Source organism: uncultured Methylibium sp., from assembly GCF_902826655.1.
In the GTDB taxonomy this organism is placed as follows: domain Bacteria; phylum Pseudomonadota; class Gammaproteobacteria; order Burkholderiales; family Burkholderiaceae_C; genus Methylibium.
The window spans coordinates 1-26,064 of sequence record NZ_CADEFR010000018.1 but is presented as its reverse complement, the minus strand read 5'-3'; the positions used below and the strand labels follow the sequence as shown (position 1 = coordinate 26,064).

The following is a 26,064-nucleotide window of genomic DNA, read 5'->3' as shown; positions in this document are numbered from 1 at the left end:
ATGGCCGTCAATCTTCTCGACTTCGACCTCGAGGGGCTGACGGCCTTCTGCGACAGCCTGGGCGAGAAGCGCTTTCGCGCCGTCCAGCTGTTCCGCTGGATCCACCAGAAGGGCGAGGCCGACTTCGAGCGCATGTCGGACCTGGCCAGGGCCCTGCGCGGCAAGCTCGCGGGCCAGGCCGTGGTGCAGGGACTGCCGGTGCTGAGCGAGCAGGCCTCGGCCGACGGCACCGTCAAGTGGCTGTTCGACGTCGGCGCCGGCAACGCGGTCGAGACGGTGTTCATCCCCGAGGACGATCGCGGCACGCTGTGCGTGTCCTCGCAGGCCGGCTGCGCGGTCGGTTGCCGCTTCTGCTCGACCGGCCACCAGGGCTTCAGCCGCAACCTGACGACCGGCGAGATCCTCGCCCAGCTGTGGCATGCCGAGCATCAGCTCCGCAGGCGCCTGGGCACGACCGAGCGCGTCGTCAGCAACGTCGTGATGATGGGCATGGGCGAGCCGCTGCAGAACTACGCGGCGCTCGTGCCGGCGCTGCGGGTGATGCTCGATGACCACGGCTACGGGCTGTCGCGCCGGCGCGTCACGGTGTCGACGTCCGGCGTGGTGCCGATGATCGACCGGCTGCGCGACGATTGCCCGGTCGCGCTGGCGGTGTCGCTGCATGCACCGACCGACGCGCTCCGGGACGACCTGGTGCCGCTGAACCGCAAGTACCCGATCGCCGAGTTGCTCGCAGCCTGCCAGCGTTACCTCGATGCGGCGCCACGCGACTTCGTCACCTTCGAGTACTGCATGCTCGACGACGTCAACGACGGCGATGCCGAGGCCCGCGAGCTGCTGCGCCTGGTCGGCGACCACGGTCCGGTGGGACGCGTGCCCTGCAAGTTCAACCTGATTCCCTTCAATCCCTTCCCGGCCTCGGGCCTGACGCGCTCGCCGGCGGCGCGCGTGCAGGCGTTCGCGGCGGTCCTGTCGGACGGGGGCGTGGTGACCACGGTGCGCAAGACGCGCGGCGACGACATCGACGCCGCCTGTGGTCAACTGGCGGGCGAGGTGCAGGATCGCACCAGCGCGCGCGAGCGCCTGCAGCGGCCGGTGATCCCGGTGCGCGCCGCGGCGCACGAACATCTGCCGGCCCGGGCCGGCACGACGGAGAGGACACGATGATGGGGACGACGCGAGCGGGTCGCGGAGCGTGGGGGCGGGTCGTTCTGCTCGGCCTGGCGATACTGGCCGGCGCCTGCGCGGCCCAGCCGCGCGGCAACCCGTCGATCGACCAGCAGGACAACCGCGGCATCGCGGCCGAGGAAAGCGAATCCCAGCGGCGCGCGCGCGTGCGCCTCGAACTGGCCGGGGCCTACTACGCCGAGGGACGCCTCGACAACGCGCTTTCGGAAGTGCGGCTCGCACTGGCGGCCAGCCCCGACCTGCCGCAGGCGCTGAACCTGCGCGGCCTGGTCCTGGCCGCACTGGGCGAGGAAAAGCAGGCCGAAGACAGCTTCAAGCGCGGTGTCGAGGTCGCGCCCAACGATGGCGACACGCTGCACAACTACGGCTGGTTCCTGTGCCAGCGTGGCCGCTATGCCGAAGGCAATGCGCTGTTCGACCGTGCGCTGGCGATGAACTCCTACCGCACCCCGAGCCGCACCCTGCTGGTCCAGGGCGTCTGCGAGGCGCGCAGCGGCCAGCTCGAGAAGGCCGAGCACACGCTCAAGCGCGCCTACGAGCTCGACGCCGCCAACCCGGCGACGGCGATGAACCTGGCCGATGTGCTCTACCGTCGAGGCGACTACGAGCGGGCGCGCTTCTACGTGCGCCGCGTCAACAACAACGGCGAGCTGCGCAATGCCGAATCTCTGTGGCTCGCGGCTCGCATCGAGAACCGCCTCGCCAATCCGCAGGGCGTGCGCGACCTCGGCAACCAGCTGAGGTCGAGCTACCCGAGCTCGCGCGAGGCGCAGGCCTTCGAGCGGGGAATCTTCGATGAATGAGGCCGTCGACGCCGCGCCCCCGGCGACGGCCGGCGAGATGCTGCGCGCCGCGCGCGAGCGGCAGGGTGTGCACCTCGCGGTGCTGGCGGCGTCGCTCAAGGTGGCCCAGCGCAAGCTCGAACTGATCGAGGGCAATCGCTACGACGAGTTGCCGGACGCGACCTTCACGCGCGCGCTGGCGCTCAGCATGTGCCGGGCGCTGAAGATCGACGCCGAACCGGTGCTGACCCGGCTGCCGCAACCCCAGGGCCACGGGCTCGATCAGGTCTCGCTGGGGCTGAACGCCCCGTTCCGCGACCGTGCGGCTGCCGGCGACGGCGCCGAATGGCCGCGCGTCCTCAGTCTGCCGGTGATCGCGGCCTTGCTGTTGGCCGGCGCGGCGGCACTGGTGTACGTCGTGCCTTCGGGTTCGTGGTCGATCGACCGGCTGCTGTCGATGTTCGATGGCGGGACGGCGGCTGGGCCGAACCCGGCTTCGGCGAGCGCCACGCGAGCGAACGTCGAGGCGGTGCCGGCGCCCGTCGTCGTGCCGGCGCCGGTGCAGAACGCAGTGCAGACCCCGGCCCCGGTGACCGCGACGGTCGCGCTGGCGGCCGACTTGCCGCTGGCGGCCGGTGCGGCATCGGCCGTCGTCGACACCGTGTTCTCCGCGCCGGCCTCGGCACCGCCGGCCGGCGGGATGCTGACCCTGCGCGCCTCGGCGGAGTCCTGGGTCGAGGTGCGCGACCGCAACGGACAGATCCTGCTGTCGCGCACGCTGGCGCCGGGCGAGGCTGCGGGGGTCGATGGGGTCGCGCCGCTCAGCCTGACCGTCGGCAACGCCGAGGCCACCGAGGTGGTGTTCCGCGGCCGGCCGCTGCCGCTGGCGGCCAATCGAGACAATGTCGCTCGCATGGAGCTGAAGTGATGAACGCCCCCGAGACCGTCGTCGACACGGACGCCATCGCGGCGGCCCGGCCGGCGGCACGCCGCAGCCGCCAGGCGCGCGTGGCCTGGGGCTCGAACGTCGTGACCATCGGTGGCGATGCGCCGGTGCGCGTGCAATCGATGACCAACACCGACACGGTCGACGTCATCGAGACCGCGATCCAGGTCAAGGAGCTGGCGCTGGCCGGATCCGAGCTGGTGCGCATCACGGTCAACACGCCCGAGGCTGCGCAGGCCGTGCCGCACATCCGCGAGCAACTCGACCGCATGGGCATCGCGGTGCCGCTGATCGGCGACTTCCACTACAACGGTCACCGGCTGCTGAGCGAGTTTCCGGACTGCGCCGCGGCCCTCAGCAAATACCGCATCAACCCCGGGAACGTCGGCAAGGGCGACAAGCGTGACCGCCAGTTCGCGATGATGATCGAGGCGGCCATGCGCCACGACAAGCCGGTGCGCATCGGCGTCAACTGGGGCAGCCTCGACCAGGAGCTGCTCGCGGCGCTGATGGACGAGAACGCGGCGCGTGCGGAGCCTTGGGATGCCAAGCAGGTCATGTACCAGGCGCTGATCGCGTCGGCGCTGCAGTCGGCGTCGTATGCGCAGGAGTTGGGCATGGACGCGAACCAGATCCTGATCAGCTGCAAGGTCAGCGGCGTGCAGGACCTGGTCAGCGTCTACCGCGCGCTCGCCGCCCGTTGCGACTACCCGCTGCACCTGGGCCTCACCGAGGCGGGCATGGGCACCAAGGGCACGGTGGCGTCGACCGCGGCGCTGGCGATGCTGCTGCAGGAGGGCATCGGCGACACGATCCGCGTCAGCCTGACGCCGCAGCCCGGCGAGGCCCGCACCCAGGAGGTCGTGGTCGCGCTGGAGATCCTGCAGTCGCTCGGCCTGCGCGCCTTCAATCCCAGCGTGACCGCCTGTCCCGGCTGCGGTCGCACCACCAGCACCACCTTCCAGGAGCTGGCCAAGCAGATCGACGACTTCCTGCGCGCGCAGATGCCGGTCTGGAAGGCCAGGTACCCGGGCGTCGAAACCATGAAGCTCGCGGTCATGGGCTGCATCGTCAACGGCCCCGGCGAGAGCAAGCATGCCGACATCGGCATCAGCCTCCCGGGCACCGGCGAGGCGCCAGCCGCGCCGGTGTTCATCGACGGCGAGAAGGCGATGACGCTGCGCGGCGAGGGCATCGCCCGGGAGTTCCAGACCATCGTCGAGAACTACATCGAGCGCCGCTACGGCAGCGCGACCGCTTCGCATTGACGCGCGCCGTCGTGCCGCGCCCCGTCCGTCCGCGGACGGTCTCCTGATCCCCTCCACGGTATTCCATGGCTGAACCGCTGCAAGCCGTCAAAGGCATGAACGACCTGCTGCCGCCCGAGTCGGCGCGGTGGGAGTGGTTCGAGGACATCGTGCGCCGTCTGCTGGCCCGCTACGGCTACCGCAACCTGCGCACGCCGATCGTCGAGCCGACCGCGCTGTTCGTGCGCGGACTGGGCGAGGTGACCGACATCGTCGAGAAGGAGATGTACTCCTTCGAGGACTCGATGAACGGCGACAAGCTCACGCTGCGCCCCGAGGCCACCGCCGGGATCGTGCGCGCGATCGTCGAGCACAACGCGCTCTACAACGGCCCGCTGCGCGTCTGGACGATGGGGCCGATGTTCCGCCACGAGCGGCCGCAGAAGGGCCGCTACCGGCAGTTCCATCAGCTCGATGTCGAGGCGCTGGGTCACGCCGGGCCGGATGTCGACGCCGAGCTGATCCTCATGCTGCGCGCGCTGTGGCGAGAGCTGGGGCTGGTCGAAGGCCGGGACCTGACGCTGGAGATCAACAGCCTGGGGCAGCCGGAGGAGCGGCGTGCGCACCGCGCCGCGCTCATCGCGCACCTGGAGGCGCATTCGGGGCTGCTGGACGACGACGCGAGGCGCCGCCTGCACAGCAACCCGCTGCGCATCCTCGACACCAAGAACCCGGCGCTGCAGCCGGTGGTCGAGGCGGCGCCGAAGCTGATGGACTTCCTCGGCGAGGCGTCGCTGAAGCACTTCGATGCCGTCCGCGCCGTGCTCGACGCCGCCGGTCTGGCCTGTCGCATCAACCCGCGGCTGGTGCGCGGCATGGACTACTACAACCTGACCGTGTTCGAGTGGGTCACGCCGCACCTCGGCTCGCAGGCCACGGTCTGCGGCGGCGGGCGCTACGACCAGTTGATCGAACAACTCGGCGGCAAGCCCGCACCGGGTGTCGGTTTCGGCCTCGGCATCGAGCGCCTGATGCTGCTGCTCGAGGCCGTCGGCGCCGCCGTGCCCGCCTGCGCGCCCGACGCCTATGCCATCGTGCCGGATGCCGCGGCGCTGCCCCAGGTGATGCCGGTGCTCGAGGCGCTGAGAGCGGCCGGCGTTGCCGTGCTGATGCATGCCGCCGGCAAGGAAGGGCAGGGCAGCATGAAGTCGCAGTTCAAGAAGGCCGACGCCAGCGGGGCGCGCTGGGCGCTGGTGTTCGGGGCCGACGAGATGTCCCAGGGTGGGGTGGGCGTCAAGCTGTTGCGCACTGACGGTCAACCGGGGCAGCAGATCGTCAAGCCGCTGGCCCAGGCATCGACCTGGGCGGCCGAACTGCTCCGTCCATAATCCGCGCTGGTCGCCACCGGGCGGCCGCGCTTCAATCCGCACTCGCATGGCCACCCATCTCGACCTCGAAGAACAAGAACAGCTCGACTCGCTCAAGCACTTCTGGAAGCAGTACGGCAACCTGATCACCTGGGTGCTGATCCTGGCGCTGGGCGGCTTCGCGGCGTTCACGGGCTGGCAGACCTACCAGCGCGACCGTGGTGCCAAGGCCGGGGCGCTGTACGACGAGCTCGAGAAGGCCGTGCGCGGCGGTGACGCCGACAAGGCCACGCAGGTGCTGGCCGACATGAAGGAACGCTACGGCTCGACCACCTTCGCCGACCAGGCGGGGCTGCTGGCGGCCAAGCTGCAGTTCGAGAAGGGCCGCGTCGATGCGGCCCGCGCCAACCTGGAATGGGTCGCGGCCAACGCTGGCGAGAAGGAGTACCGCGTGGTCGCCCAGCTGCGGCTGGCGGCCGTGCTGCTGGACGAGAAGAAGCACGACGAGGCCCTCAAGGCGCTGCCGTCGGATCCGCCCAAGTCGTTCGTCGCCCTGGTGGCGGATCGTCGCGGCGACATCCTGCTCGCCCAGGGCAAGCCGGACGACGCCCGCATCGCCTACCGGACCGCCTACGACGCGATGGACGCGACGCTGGACTACCGGCGCCTCGTCGACGCCAAGCTGACCGCGCTGGGCGCTGCGCCCGATGCTGCGCCGGCGGCCGCTGCGCCTGCCGCGTCGGGGGCGTCGAAGTGAGCCGCCGGGGCCTTCGCCGCGGCGCTCTGGTCGGCCTGGTCGTGCTCGCCGCGGCCTGCTCCACGCCCGACAAGCCGAAGCCGGCCGCGCTGGAGACCGTCACGCCGCAGATCGCCGGTCGGCAGGTGTGGTCGCACAGCCTGGGCAACATCGGCACGAGCTTGCGGATCGCGTCGACCGCGACGGCCGTCGTGGTCCCCAGCAGCGACGGCAGCATCGTCGCACTGGCCGCCGACACGGGTCGCGAGCTGTGGCGCGGCGATGCCGACGGCAAGCTGAGCGCCGGCGTGGGCAGCGACGGCCGCTATGCGAGCGTCGTGACGACCGGCAACGAGCTGGTCGTCCTGGACGGCGGCAAGCCGCTCTGGCGCACCCGGCTCGGGACCCGCGTGGTGACGCCCCCGCTGGTGGCTGGCGAGCGCGTCTTCGTGCTCGGGGTGGACCGCAGCGTTCAGGCCTACGACGTGCTCGACGGGCGCAAGCTCTGGGTCCAGCAGCGTCCGGGCGACCCGCTGACCCTGCTGCAACCCGGCGTGCTGATGGCGTGGAAGGATACGTTGGTGGCCGGGCAGGGCGCCCGCCTGGCTGGCTTCGACCCGCTGCGCGGCACGGTGCGCTGGGAAACCACCGTGGCGTCGCCGCGTGGCACCAACGAGGTCGAGCGCCTGGCGGATCTGGTCGGCCCGGCAGCGCGCGTCGGCGACGCCATCTGCGCGCGAGGCTTCCAGGCGGCCGTGGGCTGCGTGAACGCCGAGCGCGGCAGCCTGAGCTGGGCCCGGAACGTCGGTGGCACCAACGGCGTCACCGCCGACGAGCAGTTCGTCTTTGCCGCCGATGCCAGCGACCGCATCACGGCCTGGAAGCGCGAAGGCGGCGACGTCGCCTGGACCTCCGATCGCCTGCAGTACCGCGGCCTGAGCTCGCCGCTGATCGTCGGGCGCACGCTGGTGTTCGGCGACTTCGAAGGCCAGCTGCACTTCATCGACCGCGAGAACGGCCAGTTCCTGCTGCGCCTGCCGACCGACGGGCGGCCGATCGTCGGGGCGCCGGTGCGGGTCGGCAACACCATCGTCACGGTGACGCAGCGCGGCAGCGTGCACGCTTTCCGCCCCGAGTGACCGGGCGTTCGCCGAGCCTGTCATGAAACCCGTTCTGGCGCTCGTCGGGCGCCCCAACGTCGGCAAGTCGACGCTCTTCAATCGCCTGACCAAGAGCCGCGATGCGATCGTGGCCGACTTCGCCGGCCTGACGCGCGATCGCCATTACGGCGATGGCCGTCTCGGCGAGCGTGAGTTCATCGTCATCGACACCGGCGGCTTCGAGCCGACCGCGGAGAGCGGCATCTACAAGGAGATGGCCAAGCAGACGCGCCAGGCGGTGGCCGAGGCGGATGCGGTGATCTTCGTCGTCGACGTGCGCGCCGGGCTGTCGGCCCAGGACCACGACATCGCGCGCTACCTGCGCACGGCCGGCAAGAAGCTGGTGCTGGCGGCCAACAAGGCCGAGGGCATGGTCGAGGGCATCCAGCTGGCCGAGTTCCACGAACTCGGCATCGGCGAACCGCACGCAGTCTCGTCGGCCCATGGCCAGGGCGTGCGCAGCCTGCTCGAGAAGGCGCTCGAGGACTTCGTCTTCGACGCACCGGACGAGGCGGCGCTGGACGACCCCGACCGCCCGATCCGCCTGGCGGTCGCCGGCCGGCCCAACGTCGGCAAGTCGACGCTGATCAACACCTGGCTGGGCGAGGAGCGCCTGGTCGCCTTCGATCTGCCGGGGACCACGCGCGACGCCATCAGCGTGCCCTTCGAGCGCGGCGGTCAGAAGTTCGAGCTGATCGACACCGCCGGCCTGCGTCGCAAGGGCAAGGTCTTCGAGGCGATCGAGAAGTTCTCGGTCGTCAAGACGCTGCAGGCCATCGCCGACGCCAACGTGGTGCTGCTGCTGCTCGACGCGACCCAGGGCGTGACCGACCAGGATGCGCACATCGCCGGCTACATCCTGGATGCCGGCCGCGCCGTGGTCCTGGCCGTCAACAAATGGGACGCGGTGGACAGCTACCAGCGCGAGATGCTGCAGCGCTCGATCGAGCAGCGGCTGGCGTTCTTGAAATTCGCGCCGGTGCTCCACATCTCTGCCATCAAGCGCCAGGGGCTCGGTCCGGTCTGGAAGGCGATCGGCGAGGCCTGGGCCTCGGCGACGAAGAAGCTGCCGACCCCGCAACTGACGCGGGTGCTGCTGGAGGCGGTGCAGTTCCAGCAGCCCAAGCGAGCCGGCGCGTTCCGGCCGAAGCTGCGCTATGCCCACCAGGGCGGGCAAAACCCGCCGGTGATCGTCATCCACGGGAATTCGCTCGATCACGTGACCGACAGCTACAAGCGCTTCCTCGAGGGGCGGTTCCGCAGTCACTTCCAGCTCACCGGCACGCCGTTGCGCATCGAGATGAAGTCTTCGCGGAACCCCTTCTCGGCCAGGGAGTCGTAGCTCGGCGGGTCGGCCCCTGGCCGGGGCCTGTGATACCTTCCACTCTCCAACAGCTACAGAACACGGACCATATCGTGAGCAACAAAGGGCAACTCCTACAAGACCCGTTCCTGAACCTGCTGCGCAAGGAACACGTGCCGGTCTCGATCTATCTCGTCAACGGCATCAAGCTGCAGGGCCACATCGAGTCCTTCGACCAGTACGTGGTCCTGCTTCGCAACACCGTGACCCAGATGGTCTACAAGCACGCGATCTCGACGGTTGTGCCGGGCCGTGCGGTGAACTTCCAGGCCAACGACCATCCGGAGTCTTCGAGCTGAACGGCCTGAACGCGCCGGCAAGCGGTAACGAGGCGCGGGCCGTACTCGTCGGCGTCGACCTCGGCGCCGGTTCGGCGTTCGATCCGACGCTGGATGAACTCGCCCTGCTGGCCGAGTCCGCGGGCGACACGCCGGTGGCGCGCCTGATCGCGCGTCGCAAGGCGCCCGATGCGGCGCTGTTCGTCGGCAGCGGCAAGGCCGACGAGCTGAAGGCGCTGGTCGAGCAAAGCGGCGGCCACTGCGTGATCTTCGACCAGGCGCTGTCGCCGACCCAGCAGCGCAACCTCGAGCGCCATCTGGGCGTCGAGGTGCTCGACCGCACCGGGCTCATCCTCGAGATCTTCGCGGCAAGGGCACAGAGCCACGAAGGCAAGCTGCAGGTCGAACTGGCCCAGCTGCAATACCTGAGCAACCGTCTCGTGCGGCGCTGGACCCACCTGGAGCGCCAGCGCGGCGGCGTCGGCCATCGCGGCGGTCCGGGCGAGCGGCAGATCGAGCTCGACCGCCGCATGATCGGCGAGCGCATCAAGGCCTTGAAGTCCCGGCTCGACAAGGTCAAGCGCCAGCGCGGCACGCAGCGACGCTCGCGCGAGCGGGCCGGCACTTTCAAGATCTCGCTGATCGGCTACACCAACGCCGGCAAGTCGACCTTGTTCAATGCGCTGGTCAAGGCACGCAGCTACGCGGCCGACCAGCTGTTCGCGACCCTGGACACCACCACGCGGCAGCTCTACCTCGAGGACGCGCAACGTTCGGTCAGCCTGTCGGACACCGTCGGCTTCATCCGCGATCTGCCGCACACGCTGGTCAAGGCCTTTGCCGCGACGCTGCAGGAGGCGGCCGAGGCCGATCTGCTGCTGCACGTGGTCGACGCCGCGAGCCCGGTGCTGGACGAGCAGATGGCCGAGGTCGAGCGCGTGCTCGCCGAGATCGATGCGGCGGGGATCCCGCAGATCCTGGTCTTCAACAAGCTCGACCAGCTCGACGACACGCGTCGTCCGCGGGTGACGGCCGATGTGATGGAATTCGACGGGGGCCGGCGGGTGCCGCGCGTCTTCGTCAGCGCCTTGCGCGGCCAGGGGCTCGCCGAGTTGCGGGGCTTGCTGGCCACCGCCGTGCTGGCCGACGGCAAGCTGGCGCATGCCGTGGGCCCGGTCGGCGCCGAGCCATCGGCGGCCACCGCCCCAGACACCGAATCAGCGTGGTTACAACGACAAGCATGAATACCTATCAAGACGCCGCAGCGCCGGCGAGTCCGGTGACTCTGCGACAGCTCGCCTCCGCCGGCGTCGAACTGCTGTCCGGGCTGGCACGCCGTGCCGCCTGGCGGTTGCGGCCCGGCGTGTTGCTCGCCAGCGGAGGCCGCAACGACGGACCGCCCGACCTCGACGAGCTGTGGCGCGACTTCAACCGCCGTCTCAGCGGCCTGTTCGGCGGGCGCGGCGGCGGCCAGCGACCCGAGAGCAGCGGTGGCGGTGGCGGCGGCCAGCCGCCGGACATGCGCAGCGCCGGCATCGGTGCCGGTCTGATCGCCGGCGTGGCCGCGCTGATCTGGATGGCCAGCGGCTTCTTCATCGTGCAGGAAGGGCAGCAGGGCGTGATCCTGTCCTTCGGCAGCTACAGCAAGACGGTGGAGGCGGGGTTCCAGTGGCGCCTGCCCTATCCGTTCCAGTCGAACGAGACCGTCAACGTGACGCAGTTGCGCTCGGTCGAAGTGGGCCGCAACTCGGTCGTCCAGGCCACCGGCCTGCGCGACTCGTCGATGCTCACCCAGGACGAGAACATCGTCGACATCCGCTTCACCGTGCAGTACCGGCTGAAGGACGCGAAGGACTACCTGTTCGAGAATCGCAACGCCGACGAGGCCGTGGTGCTGGCCGCCGAGTCGGCGGTGCGCGAGATCGTCGGGCGCAGCAACATGGACTCGGTGCTGTACGAGCAGCGCGACGCGATCGCCACGGACCTCGTCAAGTCCATCCAGATCCAGCTCGACCGGCTCCAGGCGGGCATCCTGATCTCCAACGTCAACGTGCAGAGCGTCGCGCCGCCCGAGCAGGTGCAGGCGGCCTTCGACGACGCGGTGCGCGCCAGTGCCGACCGCACGCGCTTCAAGAACGAGGGCCAGGCGTATGCCAACGATGTGATCCCGAAGGCCCAGGGCACGTCCGCGCGCCTTCGCCAGGAAGCCGAAGGCTACAAGGCGCGCGTGATCGCCCAGGCGGAAGGCGATGCATCGCGCTTCCGCCAGGTGCTGACCGAGTACGAGAAGGCGCCTGCGGTGACTCGCGACCGGCTCTACGTCGACACCATGCGCGAGGTCTACTCGAACGTGAGCAAGGTGCTCGTGGAGTCCCGCAGCGGCTCCAACCTGCTGTACCTGCCGCTGGACAAGCTGATGCAATCGGCCGGTGCGGCGCCAGCCGGCGGCCCCGCTGCGGTCCCGGCGGTGTCCGGCAGCGAGGTGCCGGCGGTCCCGTCCGGCGATGCACGAACCCGCGACAACCAGCGCACGCGTGATCGCGAGAACCGCTGAGCGAGGAGAACAAGAACATGAATCGCATCGGCCTGATGATTGCGGGCGCCCTGATCGCCCTGATGCTCGCATCCAGCACGTTGTTCGTCGTCGACCAGCGGCAGTTCGCGGCGCTGTACGCGCTCGGCGAGATCAAGGAAGTCATCTCCCAGCCCGGCCTGAAGTTCAAGCTGCCGCCGCCGTTCCAGAACGTCGTGTTCCTGGACCGCCGGGTGCAGAGCCTCGACAGCCCCGAGACGCGCCCGGTCTTCACCGCCGAAAAGACGAGCCTCGTCATCGACTGGCTGGTGAAGTGGCGCATCAAGGACCCGCGCCAGTTCATCCGCAACAACGGCGCCGATGTGCGCAACGCCGAAGCGCGGCTGGCGCCCATCGTGCAGGCGGCGTTGAACGAGGAAGTGACCAAGGTCAGCGTGCGGCAGGTGCTGTCGACGGAGCGCGAGAAGGTCATGCAGGGCGTGATTGCGCGCCTGCGCGACGATGCAACGAGCTTCGGCATCGAGATCGTCGACGTGCGCATCAAGCGGGTCGACTTCGTGGCCAACATCACCGAGGCGGTGTACCGGCGCATGGAGTCCGAGCGCAAGCGCGTCGCCAACGAGACGCGGTCGACCGGTCAGGCCGAGGGTGAAACGATCCGTGCCGACGCCGACAAGCAGCGCGAGGTCATCATCGCCGAGGCCTACCGCGACGCGCAGAAGGTCAAGGGCGAAGGCGATGGCAAGGCTTCGGCGCTCTATGCCGAGGCCTTCGGCCGCGACCCCTCGTTCGCCCAGTTCTATCGCAGCCTCGAGGCCTATCGGGCGAGCTTCCGGAACAAGACCGACATCATGGTGGTCGAGCCGGAGAGCGAGTTCTTCCGCGCGATGCGCGGCGGCGTGCCGCCTCGCGGCAAGTGAACCGGACGGCCCGACGCTCGGCCGGGGTCGCCTGATGTGGGACACGCTGTTCAGCGCACTGGCGCTGATGCTGGTGTTCGAGGGCCTGCTGCCCTTCCTGAGCCCCCCACGCTGGCGCAGGCTGTTCGAGCAGGCCACGCAACTGAGCGACGGGCAGCTGCGTTTTCTCGGCTTGAGCAGCATGCTCGGCGGGCTCGTGCTGTTGCTGGTGATCGCGCTCTGAAGGCGTGCGGCCGATCGGCGCCGCCAGGACCCGCCCGTACAATGCGGTTTTAACCCCAGGTCGTTTTCATGACGTCTGCTTGGCTGCTGCCCGAGCACATCGCCGACGTGCTGCCCTCGGAGGCGCGGCGTATCGAGGAGCTGCGGCGCACCGTCCTCGACACGGCCCGCGGATACGGCTGCGAACTGGTGATGCCCCCGCTGCTGGAGCATCTCGAGTCCCTGTTGTCCGGCACCGGGCACGAACTCGATCTGCGGACCTTCAAGCTGGTCGATCAACTCAGTGGCCGCACGCTCGGCCTGCGTGCCGACACGACGCCGCAGGTGGCACGCATCGATGCGCACCTGCTCAACCGGACCGGCGTGACGCGCCTGTGCTACTGCGGGCCTGTCGCGCACACGCGGCCGGCCGGCTTGCAAGGCAGTCGCGAACCACTGCAGTTCGGTGCCGAGCTCTACGGACACGCAGGGCTGGAAGCCGATCTCGAGATCCAGGATCTGGCGCTCGACTGCCTTCGTGCAGCTGGCGTCGACGGACTGGTGCTGGATCTGGCCGACACGCGCATCGTGCGCGGGTTGCTGGCCGGCGTGGCTTGCGAGGCGGCACGGCTGACCGAGGTCTACACCGCGCTGGCGGCCAAGGATACGGCGGCGCTCGGTCGCGTGGCCGACGGCTTTCCGGCCGACGTGCGTCAGGGTCTGCTGACGCTCGCCTCACTGTACGGTGACGCCGAAGTGCTGACGGTGGCGCAGGCGCGCCTGCCGCAGCGGTCCCTCGTGGCTGCCGCGCTGGCCGATCTGCGGAGCCTGGCGGCGCATGCCGCGATCGCGCATCCCGAGGTGAAGGTGGGCTTCGATCTCGCCGATCTCAGCGGCTACGCCTACTACAGCGGAGCGCGCTTCGCCGTCTACGGCGGCGGTTCGAGTGATTCGCTGCTGCGTGGCGGCCGCTACGACGAGGTCGGCGCCGTGTTCGGTCGCAACCGCCCGGCGGTCGGCTTCAGCACCGACCTGAAGGAACTGGTCGCGCATGCACGTGTCGACGGACGCCACGCGGCCGTGCGCGCGCCCTGGGGCGAGGACGCTTCGCTGCGGGCCGCCATCCGCGCGCTGCGCGCCGGCGGCGAGACGGTGCTGTGCGTGCTGCCCGGGCACGAGCATGAGGCGCAGGAGTTCGACTGCGATCGCGAGGTCGTCGACGTCGGTGGCAGATGGATCGTGCGCGCGCTGTGAGGCGCGGCGCAGGCAAGGCGTAGCAGGACAGGACAATGCAAGCAGTGAGCAAGACAGGCCCCGGCCGCAACGTGGTCGTGGTCGGCACCCAGTGGGGCGACGAAGGCAAGGGCAAGGTGGTGGACTGGCTGACCGACCACGCGGCGGCCGTCGTGCGCTTCCAGGGCGGGCACAACGCCGGCCATACGCTGGTGATCAAGGGCAAGAAGACGGCCCTGCAACTGATCCCCTCGGGCGTGATGCGCGACGGCGTGGCCTGCTACATCGGCAACGGTGTCGTCGTCGACCCGACCCACCTGCTGGGCGAGATCGAACGGCTCGAGGCGGCCGGTGTCGAGGTGCGCTCGCGCCTTTTCCTCAGCGAATCCTGCCCCTTGATCCTGCCGTTCCACGTCGAGGTCGACAAGGCGCGCGAAGCGCTGCGCGAGAGGTCGGGCGCCGGCAAGATCGGCACCACCGGCAAGGGCATCGGCCCGGCCTACGAGGACAAGGTCGCGCGACGCGCGCTGCGCGTGCAGGATCTGAAGCACCCGGATCGTTTCGCGGCGAAGCTGCGCGACCTGCTCGAACTGCACAACTTCGTGCTGCAGGGCTTCCTGCATGCCGATGCGCTGGAGTTCCAGCCCATCTTCGACCATGCGATGAAGGTGGCCGAGCAGCTCCGGCCGATGCTGGCCGATGTCGGCGTGCGCATCCACGGCACCAACGTCGCCGGCGGCAATGTCCTGTTCGAGGGGGCGCAGGGCACGCTGCTCGACATCGACCACGGCACCTATCCCTACGTCACGTCCAGCAACTGCGTGGCCGGCAATGCGGCCGCGGGTTCGGGCGTCGGACCGGACAAGCTGCACTACATCCTGGGCATCACGAAGGCCTACACGACGCGCGTCGGCTCGGGCCCGTTTCCGACCGAGTTGCCGATGGACGAGCCCGGCAGCGTCGGGCATCACCTGTCGACGATCGGGCAGGAACGTGGCACGGTCACCGGGCGGCCGCGGCGCTGTGGCTGGCTCGACGCCGCGGCGATGAAGCGCTCGATCCTGATCAACGGGCTGTCCGGCCTGTGCATCACGAAGCTCGACGTGCTCGATGGCCTGCCGGAGATCAAGATGGGCATCGGCTACGAACTCGACGGGCGCCATGTCGACATCCTGCCGCTCGACGCCGATGAGATCGCGGCTTGCCGGCCGGTCTACGAATCCTTTCCCGGCTGGAAGGAAAGCACGGTCGGTTGCACGCGCTGGGACGACCTGCCGCTCAATGCCCGGCGTTACCTGGAGCGGGTGCAGGCCGTGATCGGCGCACCGATCGACATGGTCTCGACCGGTCCCGATCGCGAGCACACGATCCTGCTGCGGCATCCGTACAAGGCTTGAGACCCATGCTGACCGATGACGGCAAGCACCTGTACGTCTCCTGGGACGACTACCACCTCCTGATCGAGCGGCTGGCGCTCAAGGTGCACGAGTCGGGCTGGGAGTTCGATCAGATCCTGTGCCTGGCGCGGGGCGGCATGCGGCCGGGCGACGTGCTGTCGCGGCTGTTCGACAAGCCGCTGGCCATCATGTCGACGAGTTCGTACCGGGCCGAAACGGGGACGATCCAGGGTCGGCTGGACATGGCGCAGTACGTCACGCTGCCGCGCGGCGAGCTGGCCGGTCGCGTACTGCTGGTCGACGACTTGGCCGACACGGGCGTGACGCTCAAGGCCGTCGTCGACCGTCTGCGGGCGCTGCCGTCGATCGCGGAACTGCGCTCGTCGGTGATCTGGGTGAAGGGCGTGTCGAGCTACACGCCCGACTACTACGTCGATGTCCTGCCGACGAGCCCGTGGATCCATCAGCCTTTCGAGGCCTACGATGATCTGCGGCCCGATGCGCTGTCGCGGCGACTCGCACTCTGAACAAGGCGAAAGCGGCGACGATCGCCCAGCAAAAAGGCCAGCACCTGCGTGCTGGCCTCTTATCATCTTCTTATGCCTTGGTGCCCAGGAGAGGACTCGAACCTCCACGGAGTTACCCGCTAGTACCTGAAACTAGTGCGTCTACCAATTCCGCCACCTGGGCTAGGTACGAAAGTCGGAGAGTTTAGCATCAAGAACGAAGACAAGACAAGCCACGCGACCCTCGGCGCCGCTCTGATGAGCGAGGTCGACGGCACGATCCAGGGGCATCGCGACGGCCACGGTTTCCTGCAACGCGACGACGGCGAGTCCGACATCTACCTGTCGCCGCAGGAGATGCATGCGGTCCTGCATCGCGACCGCGTGAAGGTCCGGGTGATCCGCTACGACCGCAAGGGTCGACCGGAAGGGCGCGTGCTCGAGATCCTCGAACGCAAGAAGGCACCGATCATCGGTCGCCTGCTGCACGAAGGCGGCATCTGGCTGATCGCGCCCGAAGACAAGCGCTACGGTCAGGACATCATCATCCCGAAGAACGGCATCGCCGGTGCGAGCGCCGGCCAGGTGGTGGCGGTCGAGCTGACCGAGCCGCCTTCGATGCACTCGCAGCCGCTCGGCCGCGTGACCGAGGTGCTGGGTGAGATCGACGACCCCGGCATGGAGATCGAGATCGCGGTGCGCAAGTACGAGGTGCCGCACCGTTTCTCCGCCGAAACGATGGCGCAGACCGCCAAGCTGCCCGAGAAGCTGCGTCCTGCAGACCGCAAGCATCGCATCGACCTCACCGACGTGGCGCTCGTGACGATCGATGGCGAGGACGCCCGGGACTTCGACGATGCCGTCTACTGCGAGCCGGCCACGATCGGTCGCGCAAAGCAGCCGAACGGCTGGCGGCTGGTGGTCGCGATTGCCGACGTGAGTCACTACGTGAAGCCCGGCGAGTCGCTCGACGACGATGCCTACGAGCGGGCGACCAGCGTCTACTTCCCGCGGCGCGTCATTCCGATGCTGCCCGAGAAGCTCAGCAACGGCCTGTGTTCGCTGAATCCGAACGAGGATCGCATGGCGATGGCCTGCGACATGCTGGTCGACGCGCACGGCGAGATCCACGCCTATCAGTTCTTCCCGGCGGTCATCAACTCGCAGGCCCGGCTGACCTACAACGAGGTCGCCGCGATCCTCGGCAACACGCGCGGCCCGGAGGCGCACAAGCGCAAGGCGCTCGTGCCGCACCTGCTGCACCTGCACGAGGTCTACCGCGCCTTGCTCAAGGCGCGCGCGGCGCGCGGCGCCGTCGACTTCGAGACCACCGAGACGCAGATCGTCTGCGACGAGAACGGGCGCATCGAGAAGATCGTGCCGCGCACGCGCAACGATGCGCACCGGCTCATCGAGGAGGCGATGCTGGCGGCCAACGTCTGCTCGGCGGAGTTCATCGCGACGCACAAGCATGCCGCGCTGTACCGTGTGCACGAAGGGCCGACGCCGGAGAAGCGGGCGATCCTGCAGGCCTACCTGCGGGGGCTCGGCCTCGGGCTGTCGGTTGGCGACGATCCGCAGCCGGCCGAGTTCCAGGCGGTGGCGCAGGCCACGAAGGACCGCCCCGATGCACAGCAGATCCACTCGATGCTGCTGCGTTCGATGCAGCAGGCGATCTACACACCGATCAACAGCGGCCATTTCGGCCTCGCCTATCCCGCCTACACGCACTTCACCAGCCCGATCCGTCGCTACCCCGATCTGCTGGTGCACCGCGTGATCAAGGCCGTGCTGGCGGGGCGCAAGTACCACCTGCAAGTCACCGAGCTGGCGACGTCGGCCGTGCACACGCGCAAGCTGCGACCCACGGCGGCGTCGATGGCGCAGGCCAAGTCGCAGGTCAAGATGACGGCGGAAGCCCAGGCCTGGGAGGCGGCCGGCGCACACTGCAGCGCCAACGAGCGGCGTGCCGACGAGGCATCGCGCGACGTCGAGGCCTGGCTCAAGTGCAAGTTCATGCGCGAGCACCTCGGCGAAGAGTACGCAGGGACCGTCAGTGCGGCGACCAGCTTCGGCCTGTTCGTGACGCTCGACGACCTCTACGTCGAAGGCCTGGTTCACATCACCGAGCTGGGCGGGGAGTACTTCCGCTTCGACGAGGTCCGCCAGGAACTGCGCGGCGAACGCAGCGGCGTGCGCTATGCGATCGGTACCCGTGTGCGTGTGCAGGTCAGTCGCGTCGACCTCGACGGTCGCAAGATCGACTTCCGCCTGGTGCACGACACCGGCCCGACGCTGCGCGGCGCGCGCGACAAGGCCGCGACGGCCGTCGAAGAGCTGAAGGCGGCGAAGGACGCCGATCGCGGGCACAAGCGGGCAACCAAGAAAGTGGCCGGCAAGGTCGCTGGTGGGCGCGCCCGCAAGACGCCGGTCGCCGAAGCGGCTCGCAAGACGCGGCGCACGCGCCGCTAGGCGCGCAGCGCGCGCAGTCGGTCGATCAGCCGGCTGGCTTCCAGCGGGCCGGAGATCCGGTCGTCCGCGCGTCCGGTCTCGGCGGCGAGCCCGTGCGTGTAGACCCCCAGCGCGGCGGCATCTGCCGCCGGGAGGCCTTGCGTCCACAGGCCGGCGATCCACCCGGCCAGCACGTCGCCGGTGCCTGCGGTGGCGAGGGCGGCATTGCCGCTGGCGTTGATCCGGGGATGCTGGCCGGCCGAGGCGACGATGCTGCCGGAGCCCTTCAGGACCACCGTGGCCGCCAGGCGGTCGGCCAGGCGCTGAGCGGCCGCCCGCCGGTCAGCCTGGACCGCCGTCTTGTCGATGCCGAGCAGGCGGGCCGCCTCGAGCGGGTGCGGTGTCAGCACGGTGGCGCGATCTCGGCCCGCGCGGGCCGTCACCGCCCGGGCCAGCGACGGGTCGGCGGCCAGGGCGTTCAGGGCATCGGCGTCCAGCAGCAGTCGCCCCGAGCGCGAGATCAGCACGGGCAGCAACTCGCGCACGGCCGTGCCGCCACCACAGCCGACGACGACGGTCGACGTCTCCAGGGGGATGTCCCGGTCGGGCAGCGCGCTGGCAGGCCGGTGCATGAGTTCGGGTTGCAGAAGGTCGAGGTGCGGGACAGCAGGGTCGAGAGACACCCGCAGCACCCGGCCGGCGCCCGCCGCCGATGCGGCCCGCGCCGCCAGCGCCGCCGCCCCGGCCATGCCCGGCGCGCCGCCGACGATCCAGGCATCGCCGTGCGTGCCCTTGTGGCTCGCATGCGGCCGTGCCGGCCAGTCGACCGGTTGCGCGGCGACCAGCGTGGCCACCGCGGCTTGGGGGTCGGCGCAAACACCGAGGTCGTCGAACCAGATGTCGCCGGCGTGGTCGCGCCCGGCGGCCGTGAACAGGCCGGGCTTGAGCGTCAGCAGCGCGAGGGTCCAGCGCGCGATGGCGCAAGGCTCGAACGCGCGGCCGTGATCGGCGTCCAGGCCCGACGGCAGGTCGACGGCCAGGACGGGGGCCGCGCCGGCGTTCAGGCTCGCGATGCCGAGCGCCGCGGCTCCTGCCGGTGCGCGCCCCAGGCCCAGGCCGAACAGCGCATCGACGGCCAGGTCGCCGCCGCGCAGCGGTTCAGGCGGAGCGAGCGAGGTTTCGATCTTCACTCCGGCGTCGCGCGCGCGCGCCAGTGCCGCCGCCGCATCGGCCGGCATCGATGCGGAAGCCAGCAGACTGACCGCGACGCGCTTGCCGGCCCGGCACAGCAGCGCCGCGGCCTCGAGGCCGTCGCCACCGTTGTTGCCCGGGCCCGCCAGGATCCAGATGCGCTCCGCATGGGGTGCGAGCGCCAGCGCCAGCCGGGCGACGGCGATGCCGGCGCGCTGCATCAGCGTGTGCGGTGGCAGGTCCTGCGCTGTCTGCGCCTCGCAGCGGCGGCTCGCAGCCGCGTCGTGCAGCGGCCAGAGCGCGCTGGCCGCTCTCGGGCCCGCCCGGTCGACGATGCGCTGCGGCGCTGGCATGGGCCGCTCCCTCAGCCGCGAGAAGCCGCCCGGTAGCGCCCGACGTCGAGCGCCGCCGGGTCGAAGGCCGGCTTGCGGCCGCCGATCAGGTCGGCCAGCAGGCGCGCGCTGCCGCACGCCAGGGCCCATCCGGCATGGCCGTGACCCAGGTTGAGCCACACGCCCGCCTGCGGAGCCGGGCCGACCAGGGGCGGGCCATCCGGCAGCATCGGCCGCGCACCTTTCCAGACCTGCGGCTTGGCGATGTGGGCCGCGCCCGGGAACCAGTCGTCGAGGCGACGGTAGAGCGCCTCGACGCCGCCGCGGCGGTGTCGTTCCAGCGAGCCGCCGAGCTCGGCGCCGCCCGCCACGCGGACGCGCTGACCGAGCCGGCTGAAGGTGACCTGATGGCGTTCGTCGATCAGTGCGGCCTTCGGACCCCGCTCCGGCGAGCGCAGCGGCGCGGTCAACGAGTAGCCGTACAGCGGCTGAATCGGCAGCCGCAGACCGAGCGGCGCGAGCAGGTCGCCGGCGTCGGCCCCGGCGGCGATGACGACGGCATCGAAGTGCTCCTGCGATACCGGGTCGAGGTAGCGGGCCGCGGCGCGCGCGCGGTGCGCCGTGGTCTGGGTGGCGGGCGCATTGTTCGGGCCGGCGCGGCTGCTGACGAAGCCGGTGGTCAGGGCCATCTGCTCGACCTGCACGCGCGGCCCTTGCCCGCCTTCGCCGGGGCTGATCGCCTTGACGACCGTGCCGAAGTGGAACTCGACGTTGAGTCGCTCGGCTGCCTCGCGCAGCAGGTGCGCGAACTGCCGGCAGTTGCCGGCTTCGGCCTGCGCGAAGTGGATGCCGCCGGCCAGCGCCTGGTCGCGGTTCATGCCGGGTTCGAGCGCGTGGCAGGCAGCCCGGTCGACTTCGCGGAACGGCGTGCCGAGTTCGCGCAGCAAGGCGAGCGCCGATTGCGCGGCCGCGACGTCCTGATCGGTGCGCAGCAGCACCAGCAGCCCCTGCGTGCGCTCGAACTCGAACTTGAGCCGCGTGCTCAGGTCGCGCAGCCGGTCGCGGCTGTACTGCGTCAGTCGCAGCAGTTCACCGCGATGCTGCTGGTAGGCGGCGGCACGGCTGGCCCGCCACCACCGCCACAGCCAGCGCCAGCGCGCGACGTCCAGCGTCGGGCGCACGCGCATCAGCGGATCCTTGCCGAAGCAGTCGCGCAGCAGCCGAGAGGGCATGCCCGGCGCCGCCCAGGGCGCAACATGCCCCGGTGCGATGACACCGCCGTTCGCGAAGCTCGCCTCGCCGGCGACGCTGCTGTGGCGCTCGAACACCGTGACCTCGTGGCCATCCTCGGCCAGCTCGTAGGCGCTGCTGACACCGACGATGCCGGCGCCGATCACCGCGATCCTCATGAGCGGTCGGCCAGGCAGGCCTCGACGGCGAGCGCAGTGTCGAGCAGCGCGTCGTCGGCAAGTCGATCGGCCCACAGCATCAAGCCGACCGGTGCGGTGTCCGGGGCCTGGCAGGGCAGGCTGATCGCGCAGCCGTCGAGCAGGTTCACCACCGAGGGATTGCGCAGCAGCAGCCCGTTGACGCGGAAGAACTCGTCCTCGCTCGCCTCGAGCGGTGCAATGGGCGGGGCGGTGATCGGCACGGTGGGCGAGAGTACCGCATCGAAGCCGCGCATCGCGGCCTGCATGCGCAGGATCCAGTCGCGCCGCGCGCGGTGCAGATCCAGGTAGTCGGCGGCGGTCATCGCGGCGCCGCGCCGCATGCGCAGCGCGACGCGCGGGTCGTAGCGCGCGCCGTCCGAGGCCAGATGCTGGCGGTGCCAGGCCCAGCTCTCCGCCGCCGAGAAGCCGCCGTGGACCTGCAACGGGCCCAGCTCGGCGAGTGCCGGGACCGGCAGCTCCTCGATCGCAGCACCGGCGCGGGACAAGCGGGAGAGCGTGTCCTCGAAGGCGGCCGCAACGACCGGCTCGAGCCCGTCGAGCAGGCTGGTCGTGGCGACCGCGAAGCGCGTCGCGCCCAGCGGCCGCCGACGTCGGACGACCGGGCGCGCCGCCAGCACTTCGTGCAGCAGGATGGCGTCGCGTACCGAGCGCGTGATGGCGCAGACCGTGTCGAGCGTGGTCGACAGCGGAAGCGCGCCCGAGGTCGGCACGCTCTGCGCCGTGCCCTTGAAGCCGACCAGACCCTGCAGCGCGGCGGGAATGCGGATCGAGCCGCCGGTGTCCGACCCGAGCCCGGCCCACGCCGCGCCGCCCGCCACCGAGGCGGCGGCTCCGGAGCTGGACCCGCCAGGGATGCGCGGCGTGCCGGGGTCCAGGCGCGCCCAGGGCACATTGGCCAGCGTCGGATGATGCGGATTGAGGCCGACGCCGGAGAACGCGAACTCGGTCATGTGGGTGCGGCCGATCAGTGCGGCCCCGGCGCCCCGGAGCCGGGCCACGGCCGGCGCGTCGCGGCTGGCCGGGGGCGCGCCGGCCAGGATCCGCGAGCCCGCGGCGGTGACCTGGCCCGCCACATCGAACAGGTCCTTGACGCTGATGGCGGCGCCGGCCAGAGGGGGAAGCGGGCCTCCGGCAGCCCGTGCCGCGTCGACGGCGACCGCGGCGGCGCGTGCGGCGGCTTCATCGACGTGCAGGAAGGCCGCCGGCACCGCCGCGATGGCCGCCAGCGACCGGTCGATCTCGCGCGCGGCCGAGGTCTCGCCGGCGACGATCCGGGCGCGGTGGCGGGTCAGGTCGAGGCTCATCGGCGTGCTAAACTCCTTGCGCTTTTCGAAGTGATCCCTGCTCGCGCTGTCTGCAGCGACAGGCAGGACGGATCGGAAGGCAATCCGCAAACCCGGCCACCAGAAGGTGTCGCCCAGGAACCTCGCGGCGCGGCTCGACCGCGGCGCTGATTCCGGGTGATTCTGGCCGGTTTTAAGACTCAACCTTTGGAGCTCCCATGTCCTTCACCATGCGTGAAATGCTGGAAGCGGGCGTCCATTTCGGACACCAGACCCGCTTCTGGAACCCGAAGATGGCCCCGTTCATCTTCGGCCATCGCAACAAGATCCACATCATCAATCTCGAGAAGACGCTGCCGCTCTTCAACGAGGCGATGAAGTTCACCCGCTCGCTGGCCGCCAAGCGCGGCACCATCCTGATGGTCGGCACCAAGCGCCAGGCGCGCGAGGTCGTGGCCCAGGAAGCCAAGCGCGCCGGCATGCCCTACGTCGACCAGCGCTGGCTCGGCGGCATGCTGACCAACTTCAAGACGGTCAAGGGTTCGCTGAAGAAGCTCAAGGAGATGCAGGCCCAGAAGGAGGCCGGTCTCGAGGCGATGAGCAAGAAGGAAGGCCTGCTGTTCGAGCGCGAGCTGGCGAAGCTCGAGAAGGACATCGGCGGCATCCAGGACATGAGCGCGCTGCCCGATGCGATGTTCGTGATCGACGTCGGTTACCACAAGATCGCCATCGCCGAAGCGCAGAAGCTCGGCATCCCGGTGATCGGCGTGGTCGACTCGAACCACTCGCCGGAAGGCATCGACTACGTGATTCCGGGCAACGACGACTCGGCCAAGGCCGTGGCGCTGTACGCGCGTGCCGTCGCCGATGCGGTGCTCGAAGGCAAGGTCAACGCGGTCAACGACATCGTGACGGCGGCCCAGAGCACCGACGAGTTCGTGGAAGTCAGCGACGCCGCCTGACGGCCCGACCGCCCCGCGCACTCTTCGAAGGGGCTGGTTCAGCCCCTTTTTTCCAAGTCCATCGAGCCGGCCGCCGCGGCCCCGCCCGCGACCGGCTCACCGAACGGAGAACACGATGCCCGCAATCACCGCCAGCATGGTCGCCGCACTGCGCGCCAAGACCGATGCGCCGATGATGGAGTGCAAGAAGGCCCTCACCGAGGCCGACGGCGACGCCGACCGCGCCGAGGAGATCCTGCGCGTCAAGCTCGGCAACAAGGCCGGCAAGGCCGCCGCGCGCGTCACCGCCGAGGGTGTGGTGGCCGCGAGCGTCGACGGGAGCACCGGCGCACTGGTCGAGGTCAACTGCGAAACCGACTTCGTCTCGAAGAACGAGTCCTTCCTGGCCTTCGTGAAGGCCGCCGCCGATCTGGTGGCCAGGAGCAATCCGGCCGACGTCGTAGCCCTGTCGGCGCTGCCCTACGAGCAGGACGGCTTCGGCCCGACGCTGGAGGACGTGCGCAAGGGCCTGATCGGCAAGATCGGCGAGAACATGTCGATCCGCCGCTTCAAGCGCTACGCGGGCGGCGGCAGCCTCGCGCACTACCTGCACGGCACGCGCATCGGCGTGATGGTCGAGTACGCCGGCGACGGTGTGGCGGCCAAGGACGTGGCCATGCACGTGGCGGCGATGAAGCCGGCGGCGCTGTCGCAGGCCGACGTGCCCAGCGACCTGGTCGACAAGGAGCGCAAGATCGCCACCGAGAAAGCGGCCGAGAGCGGCAAGCCGGCCGACATCGTGGCCAAGATGGTCGAAGGCTCGGTGCAGAAGTTCCTGAAGGAGGTCAGTCTCCTCAACCAGGTCTTCGTGAAGGCCGCCGACGGCAAGCAGACCGTCGAGCAGATGCTCAAGGGCGCCGGCACGCAGGTGAAGGGCTTCACGCTGTACGTGGTCGGCGAGGGCATCGAGAAGAAGGTCGACGACTTCGCGGCCGAAGTGGCGGCTCAGGTGGCCGCAGCCAAGGGCCAGTGAACGGCCTGTTACCCCCGGGCGGCCCACAAGGCCTGCCGGGGGTCCCCTAAACTCCCCGCAGTCCGATGGCCTCACCGGCCCCCGCTCCAGGAGATCACCGCATGCCGGCGTACAAGCGCATCCTGCTCAAGCTGTCCGGCGAGGCCTTGATGGGCGACGATGCCTACGGCATCAACCGCGCCACCATCGTGCGCATGGTGCAGGAGGTGCGCGAGATCACCGAGATGGGCTGCGAGGTGGCTGTCGTCATCGGCGGCGGCAACATCTTCCGCGGCGTGGCCGGCGGGTCGGTCGGCATGGATCGCGCGACCGCCGACTACATGGGCATGCTGGCCACGGTGATGAACGCGCTGGCGCTGGCCGACACGATGCGCCAGGAGGGCATGACCGCGCGCGTGATGTCGGCCATCGGCATCGAGCAGGTCGTCGAACCCTACGTGCGGCCCAAGGCGCTGCAGTACCTCGAAGAGGGCAAGGTCGTCATCTTCGCCGCCGGCACCGGCAACCCCTTCTTCACCACCGACACGGCGGCCGCGCTGCGCGGCGCCGAGATCGGCGCGCAGATCGTGCTGAAGGCCACCAAGGTCGACGGCGTCTACACCGCCGACCCCAAGAAGGACCCCGGCGCCACGCGCTACAGCAAGATCAGCTTCGACGAGGCGATCAGCAGGAACCTGCAGGTGCTGGACGCCACGGCCTTTGCGCTGTGCCGCGACCAGAAGCTGCCGATCAAGGTGTTCTCGATCTTCAAGCCCGGCGCCCTGCGACGCGTGGTGCTGGGCGAGGACGAGGGCACCCTGGTGCATGTGTGACCCCTGCCGTTGCGGGAATCGATCATGAGCATTGCCGACATCAAGAAGACGCTGGAACAGAAGACCGCCAAGTCCATCGAGTCCTTCAAGGGCGAGCTGCAGAAGGTGCGCACCGGCCGCGCCCACCCGGGCCTGCTGGATCAGGTGCACGTCGACTACTACGGTTCGATGGTGCCGATCAGCCAGGTGGCCAATGTGACCTTGCTCGACGCGCGGACCATCAGCGTGCAGCCCTGGGAGAAGGGCATGGGCGCCAAGATCGAGAAGGCGATCCGCGAGTCGGACCTCGGCCTCAACCCGGCCGCCCAGGGCGACCTGCTGCGCGTGCCGATGCCGGCGCTGACCGAGGAGCGCCGCAAGGACCTGACCAAGGTCGTGCGCGGCGAGGGCGAGGATTGCAAGGTCGCCGTGCGCAACCTGCGGCGCGACGCCAACGAGCAGATCAAGCGCCTGTTCAAGGACAAGCAGATCGGAGAGGACGACGAGAAGCGCGCCCAGGAAGACGTGCAGAAGCTCACCGACCGCTCGATCGCCGAGATCGACCGGCTGGTGCAGGCCAAGGAAGCCGAGATCCTCGCGGTCTGAGCCGATGCGCAGGCCGCCCGCCGTGAAGCCGGTCCCGTCCCCGATCCCGCGCCACGTCGCGATCGTGATGGATGGCAACGGCCGCTGGGCCAACAAGCGCTTCATGCCGCGCTTCGTCGGCCACAAGC

24 protein-coding genes, 1 tRNA gene and 1 pseudogene are annotated in these 26,064 nt (G+C 69.9%); 22 read left to right on the top strand and 4 right to left on the bottom strand.

Annotation, left to right across the window (positions count from 1 at the left end):
- The 16 genes from rlmN to QZV97_RS09645 all read left to right on the top strand — a co-directional run bounded on the left by rlmN (position 1) and on the right by QZV97_RS09645 (position 15,878).
- Positions 1–1,167, top strand: a complete 1,167-nt coding sequence (gene rlmN / locus QZV97_RS09720) for a 23S rRNA (adenine(2503)-C(2))-methyltransferase RlmN (protein ID WP_295641577.1) — start codon at positions 1–3, stop codon at positions 1,165–1,167.
- Positions 1,164–1,991, top strand: a complete 828-nt coding sequence (pilW, locus tag QZV97_RS09715; RefSeq protein WP_295641576.1) for a type IV pilus biogenesis/stability protein PilW — start codon at positions 1,164–1,166, stop codon at positions 1,989–1,991. The genes rlmN and pilW overlap by 4 nt, the downstream gene beginning before the upstream one ends.
- Positions 1,984–2,898, top strand: a complete 915-nt coding sequence (locus QZV97_RS09710; protein ID WP_295641575.1) for a helix-turn-helix domain-containing protein — start codon at positions 1,984–1,986, stop codon at positions 2,896–2,898. The genes pilW and QZV97_RS09710 overlap by 8 nt, the downstream gene beginning before the upstream one ends.
- Complete coding sequence (gene ispG, locus QZV97_RS09705) at positions 2,898–4,184, top strand: flavodoxin-dependent (E)-4-hydroxy-3-methylbut-2-enyl-diphosphate synthase (protein WP_295641574.1); 1,287 nt, start codon at positions 2,898–2,900, stop codon at positions 4,182–4,184. Before QZV97_RS09710 ends, ispG begins: the two co-directional genes overlap by 1 nt.
- Positions 4,185–4,249: 65 nt before the next feature.
- A complete protein-coding gene (hisS, locus tag QZV97_RS09700) occupies positions 4,250–5,551 on the top strand; it encodes a histidine--tRNA ligase (RefSeq protein WP_295641573.1) in 1,302 nt (433 codons plus the stop codon).
- A gap of 46 nt (positions 5,552–5,597) precedes the next feature.
- On the top strand, positions 5,598–6,287 hold the full coding sequence (locus tag QZV97_RS09695) for a tetratricopeptide repeat protein (RefSeq protein WP_295641572.1): 690 nt from the start codon (positions 5,598–5,600) through the stop codon (positions 6,285–6,287).
- A complete protein-coding gene (gene bamB / locus QZV97_RS09690; protein WP_295641571.1) occupies positions 6,284–7,405 on the top strand; it encodes an outer membrane protein assembly factor BamB in 1,122 nt (373 codons plus the stop codon). The genes QZV97_RS09695 and bamB overlap by 4 nt, the downstream gene beginning before the upstream one ends.
- A 22-nt stretch (positions 7,406–7,427) precedes the next feature.
- Complete coding sequence (gene der, locus QZV97_RS09685) at positions 7,428–8,768, top strand: ribosome biogenesis GTPase Der (RefSeq protein ID WP_295641570.1); 1,341 nt, start codon at positions 7,428–7,430, stop codon at positions 8,766–8,768.
- Positions 8,769–8,842: 74 nt separating this feature from the next.
- Positions 8,843–9,088, top strand: a complete 246-nt coding sequence (gene hfq / locus QZV97_RS09680; RefSeq protein ID WP_295641569.1) for an RNA chaperone Hfq — start codon at positions 8,843–8,845, stop codon at positions 9,086–9,088.
- A gap of 5 nt (positions 9,089–9,093) precedes the next feature.
- Complete coding sequence (hflX, locus tag QZV97_RS09675; protein ID WP_295641620.1) at positions 9,094–10,311, top strand: GTPase HflX; 1,218 nt, start codon at positions 9,094–9,096, stop codon at positions 10,309–10,311.
- On the top strand, positions 10,308–11,621 hold the full coding sequence (gene hflK, locus QZV97_RS09670; RefSeq protein WP_295641568.1) for an FtsH protease activity modulator HflK: 1,314 nt from the start codon (positions 10,308–10,310) through the stop codon (positions 11,619–11,621). Before hflX ends, hflK begins: the two co-directional genes overlap by 4 nt.
- A 17-nt stretch (positions 11,622–11,638) precedes the next feature.
- Positions 11,639–12,520 carry a protease modulator HflC gene (gene hflC, locus QZV97_RS09665; RefSeq protein ID WP_295641567.1) on the top strand — a complete coding sequence of 294 codons (882 nt, stop codon included), beginning with the start codon at positions 11,639–11,641 and terminating at the stop codon, positions 12,518–12,520.
- 34 nt (positions 12,521–12,554) lie between these two features.
- A complete protein-coding gene (locus tag QZV97_RS09660) occupies positions 12,555–12,743 on the top strand; it encodes a DUF2065 domain-containing protein (protein WP_295641566.1) in 189 nt (62 codons plus the stop codon).
- 68 nt (positions 12,744–12,811) lie between these two features.
- Complete coding sequence (locus QZV97_RS09655; protein WP_295641565.1) at positions 12,812–13,975, top strand: ATP phosphoribosyltransferase regulatory subunit; 1,164 nt, start codon at positions 12,812–12,814, stop codon at positions 13,973–13,975.
- Positions 13,976–14,010: 35 nt separating this feature from the next.
- Complete coding sequence (locus tag QZV97_RS09650) at positions 14,011–15,351, top strand: adenylosuccinate synthase (protein ID WP_295641564.1); 1,341 nt, start codon at positions 14,011–14,013, stop codon at positions 15,349–15,351.
- Between the two features lie 5 nt (positions 15,352–15,356).
- The gene (locus tag QZV97_RS09645) at positions 15,357–15,878 is read left to right on the top strand and encodes a phosphoribosyltransferase (protein WP_295641563.1); all 522 of its coding nucleotides are present in this window, start codon (positions 15,357–15,359) and stop codon (positions 15,876–15,878) included.
- 78 nt (positions 15,879–15,956) lie between these two features.
- Here QZV97_RS09645 and QZV97_RS09640 read toward each other — a convergent pair.
- Positions 15,957–16,041: transfer RNA gene (locus QZV97_RS09640), tRNA-Leu, on the bottom strand.
- 26 nt (positions 16,042–16,067) lie between these two features.
- Here QZV97_RS09640 and rnr point away from each other — a divergent pair.
- Complete coding sequence (gene rnr / locus QZV97_RS09635) at positions 16,068–18,329, top strand: ribonuclease R (RefSeq protein WP_295641619.1); 2,262 nt, start codon at positions 16,068–16,070, stop codon at positions 18,327–18,329.
- Here rnr and QZV97_RS09630 read toward each other — a convergent pair.
- Genes QZV97_RS09630 through QZV97_RS09620 form a run of 3 tightly spaced genes read right to left on the bottom strand, consistent with a single transcriptional unit; the run spans position 18,326 to position 22,586 of the window.
- Positions 18,326–19,852 (bottom strand): NAD(P)H-hydrate dehydratase, encoded by a 1,527-nt coding sequence (locus QZV97_RS09630; protein ID WP_295641562.1) that lies wholly within the window; start codon positions 19,850–19,852, stop codon positions 18,326–18,328. The genes rnr and QZV97_RS09630 overlap by 4 nt on opposite strands.
- An 11-nt stretch (positions 19,853–19,863) precedes the next feature.
- Positions 19,864–21,240 (bottom strand): FAD-dependent oxidoreductase, encoded by a 1,377-nt coding sequence (locus QZV97_RS09625; protein ID WP_295641561.1) that lies wholly within the window; start codon positions 21,238–21,240, stop codon positions 19,864–19,866.
- Complete coding sequence (locus QZV97_RS09620; protein WP_295641560.1) at positions 21,237–22,586, bottom strand: amidase; 1,350 nt, start codon at positions 22,584–22,586, stop codon at positions 21,237–21,239. Before QZV97_RS09620 ends, QZV97_RS09625 begins: the two co-directional genes overlap by 4 nt.
- Positions 22,587–22,783: 197 nt before the next feature.
- Between QZV97_RS09620 and rpsB the strand changes: the two genes are divergently transcribed.
- The 5 genes and pseudogenes from rpsB to QZV97_RS09595 all read left to right on the top strand — a co-directional run.
- On the top strand, positions 22,784–23,527 hold the full coding sequence (gene rpsB / locus QZV97_RS09615; protein WP_295641559.1) for a 30S ribosomal protein S2: 744 nt from the start codon (positions 22,784–22,786) through the stop codon (positions 23,525–23,527).
- A 115-nt stretch (positions 23,528–23,642) separates the two neighbouring features.
- The gene (gene tsf / locus QZV97_RS09610; RefSeq protein WP_295641558.1) at positions 23,643–24,539 is read left to right on the top strand and encodes a translation elongation factor Ts; all 897 of its coding nucleotides are present in this window, start codon (positions 23,643–23,645) and stop codon (positions 24,537–24,539) included.
- 101 nt (positions 24,540–24,640) lie between these two features.
- Positions 24,641–25,351 (top strand): UMP kinase, encoded by a 711-nt coding sequence (gene pyrH, locus QZV97_RS09605; RefSeq protein WP_295641557.1) that lies wholly within the window; start codon positions 24,641–24,643, stop codon positions 25,349–25,351.
- A gap of 24 nt (positions 25,352–25,375) precedes the next feature.
- Complete coding sequence (gene frr / locus QZV97_RS09600) at positions 25,376–25,936, top strand: ribosome recycling factor (RefSeq protein WP_295641556.1); 561 nt, start codon at positions 25,376–25,378, stop codon at positions 25,934–25,936.
- Between the two features lie 4 nt (positions 25,937–25,940).
- Positions 25,941–26,064 (top strand): annotated as a pseudogene (locus QZV97_RS09595) (di-trans,poly-cis-decaprenylcistransferase); the annotation flags it as partial.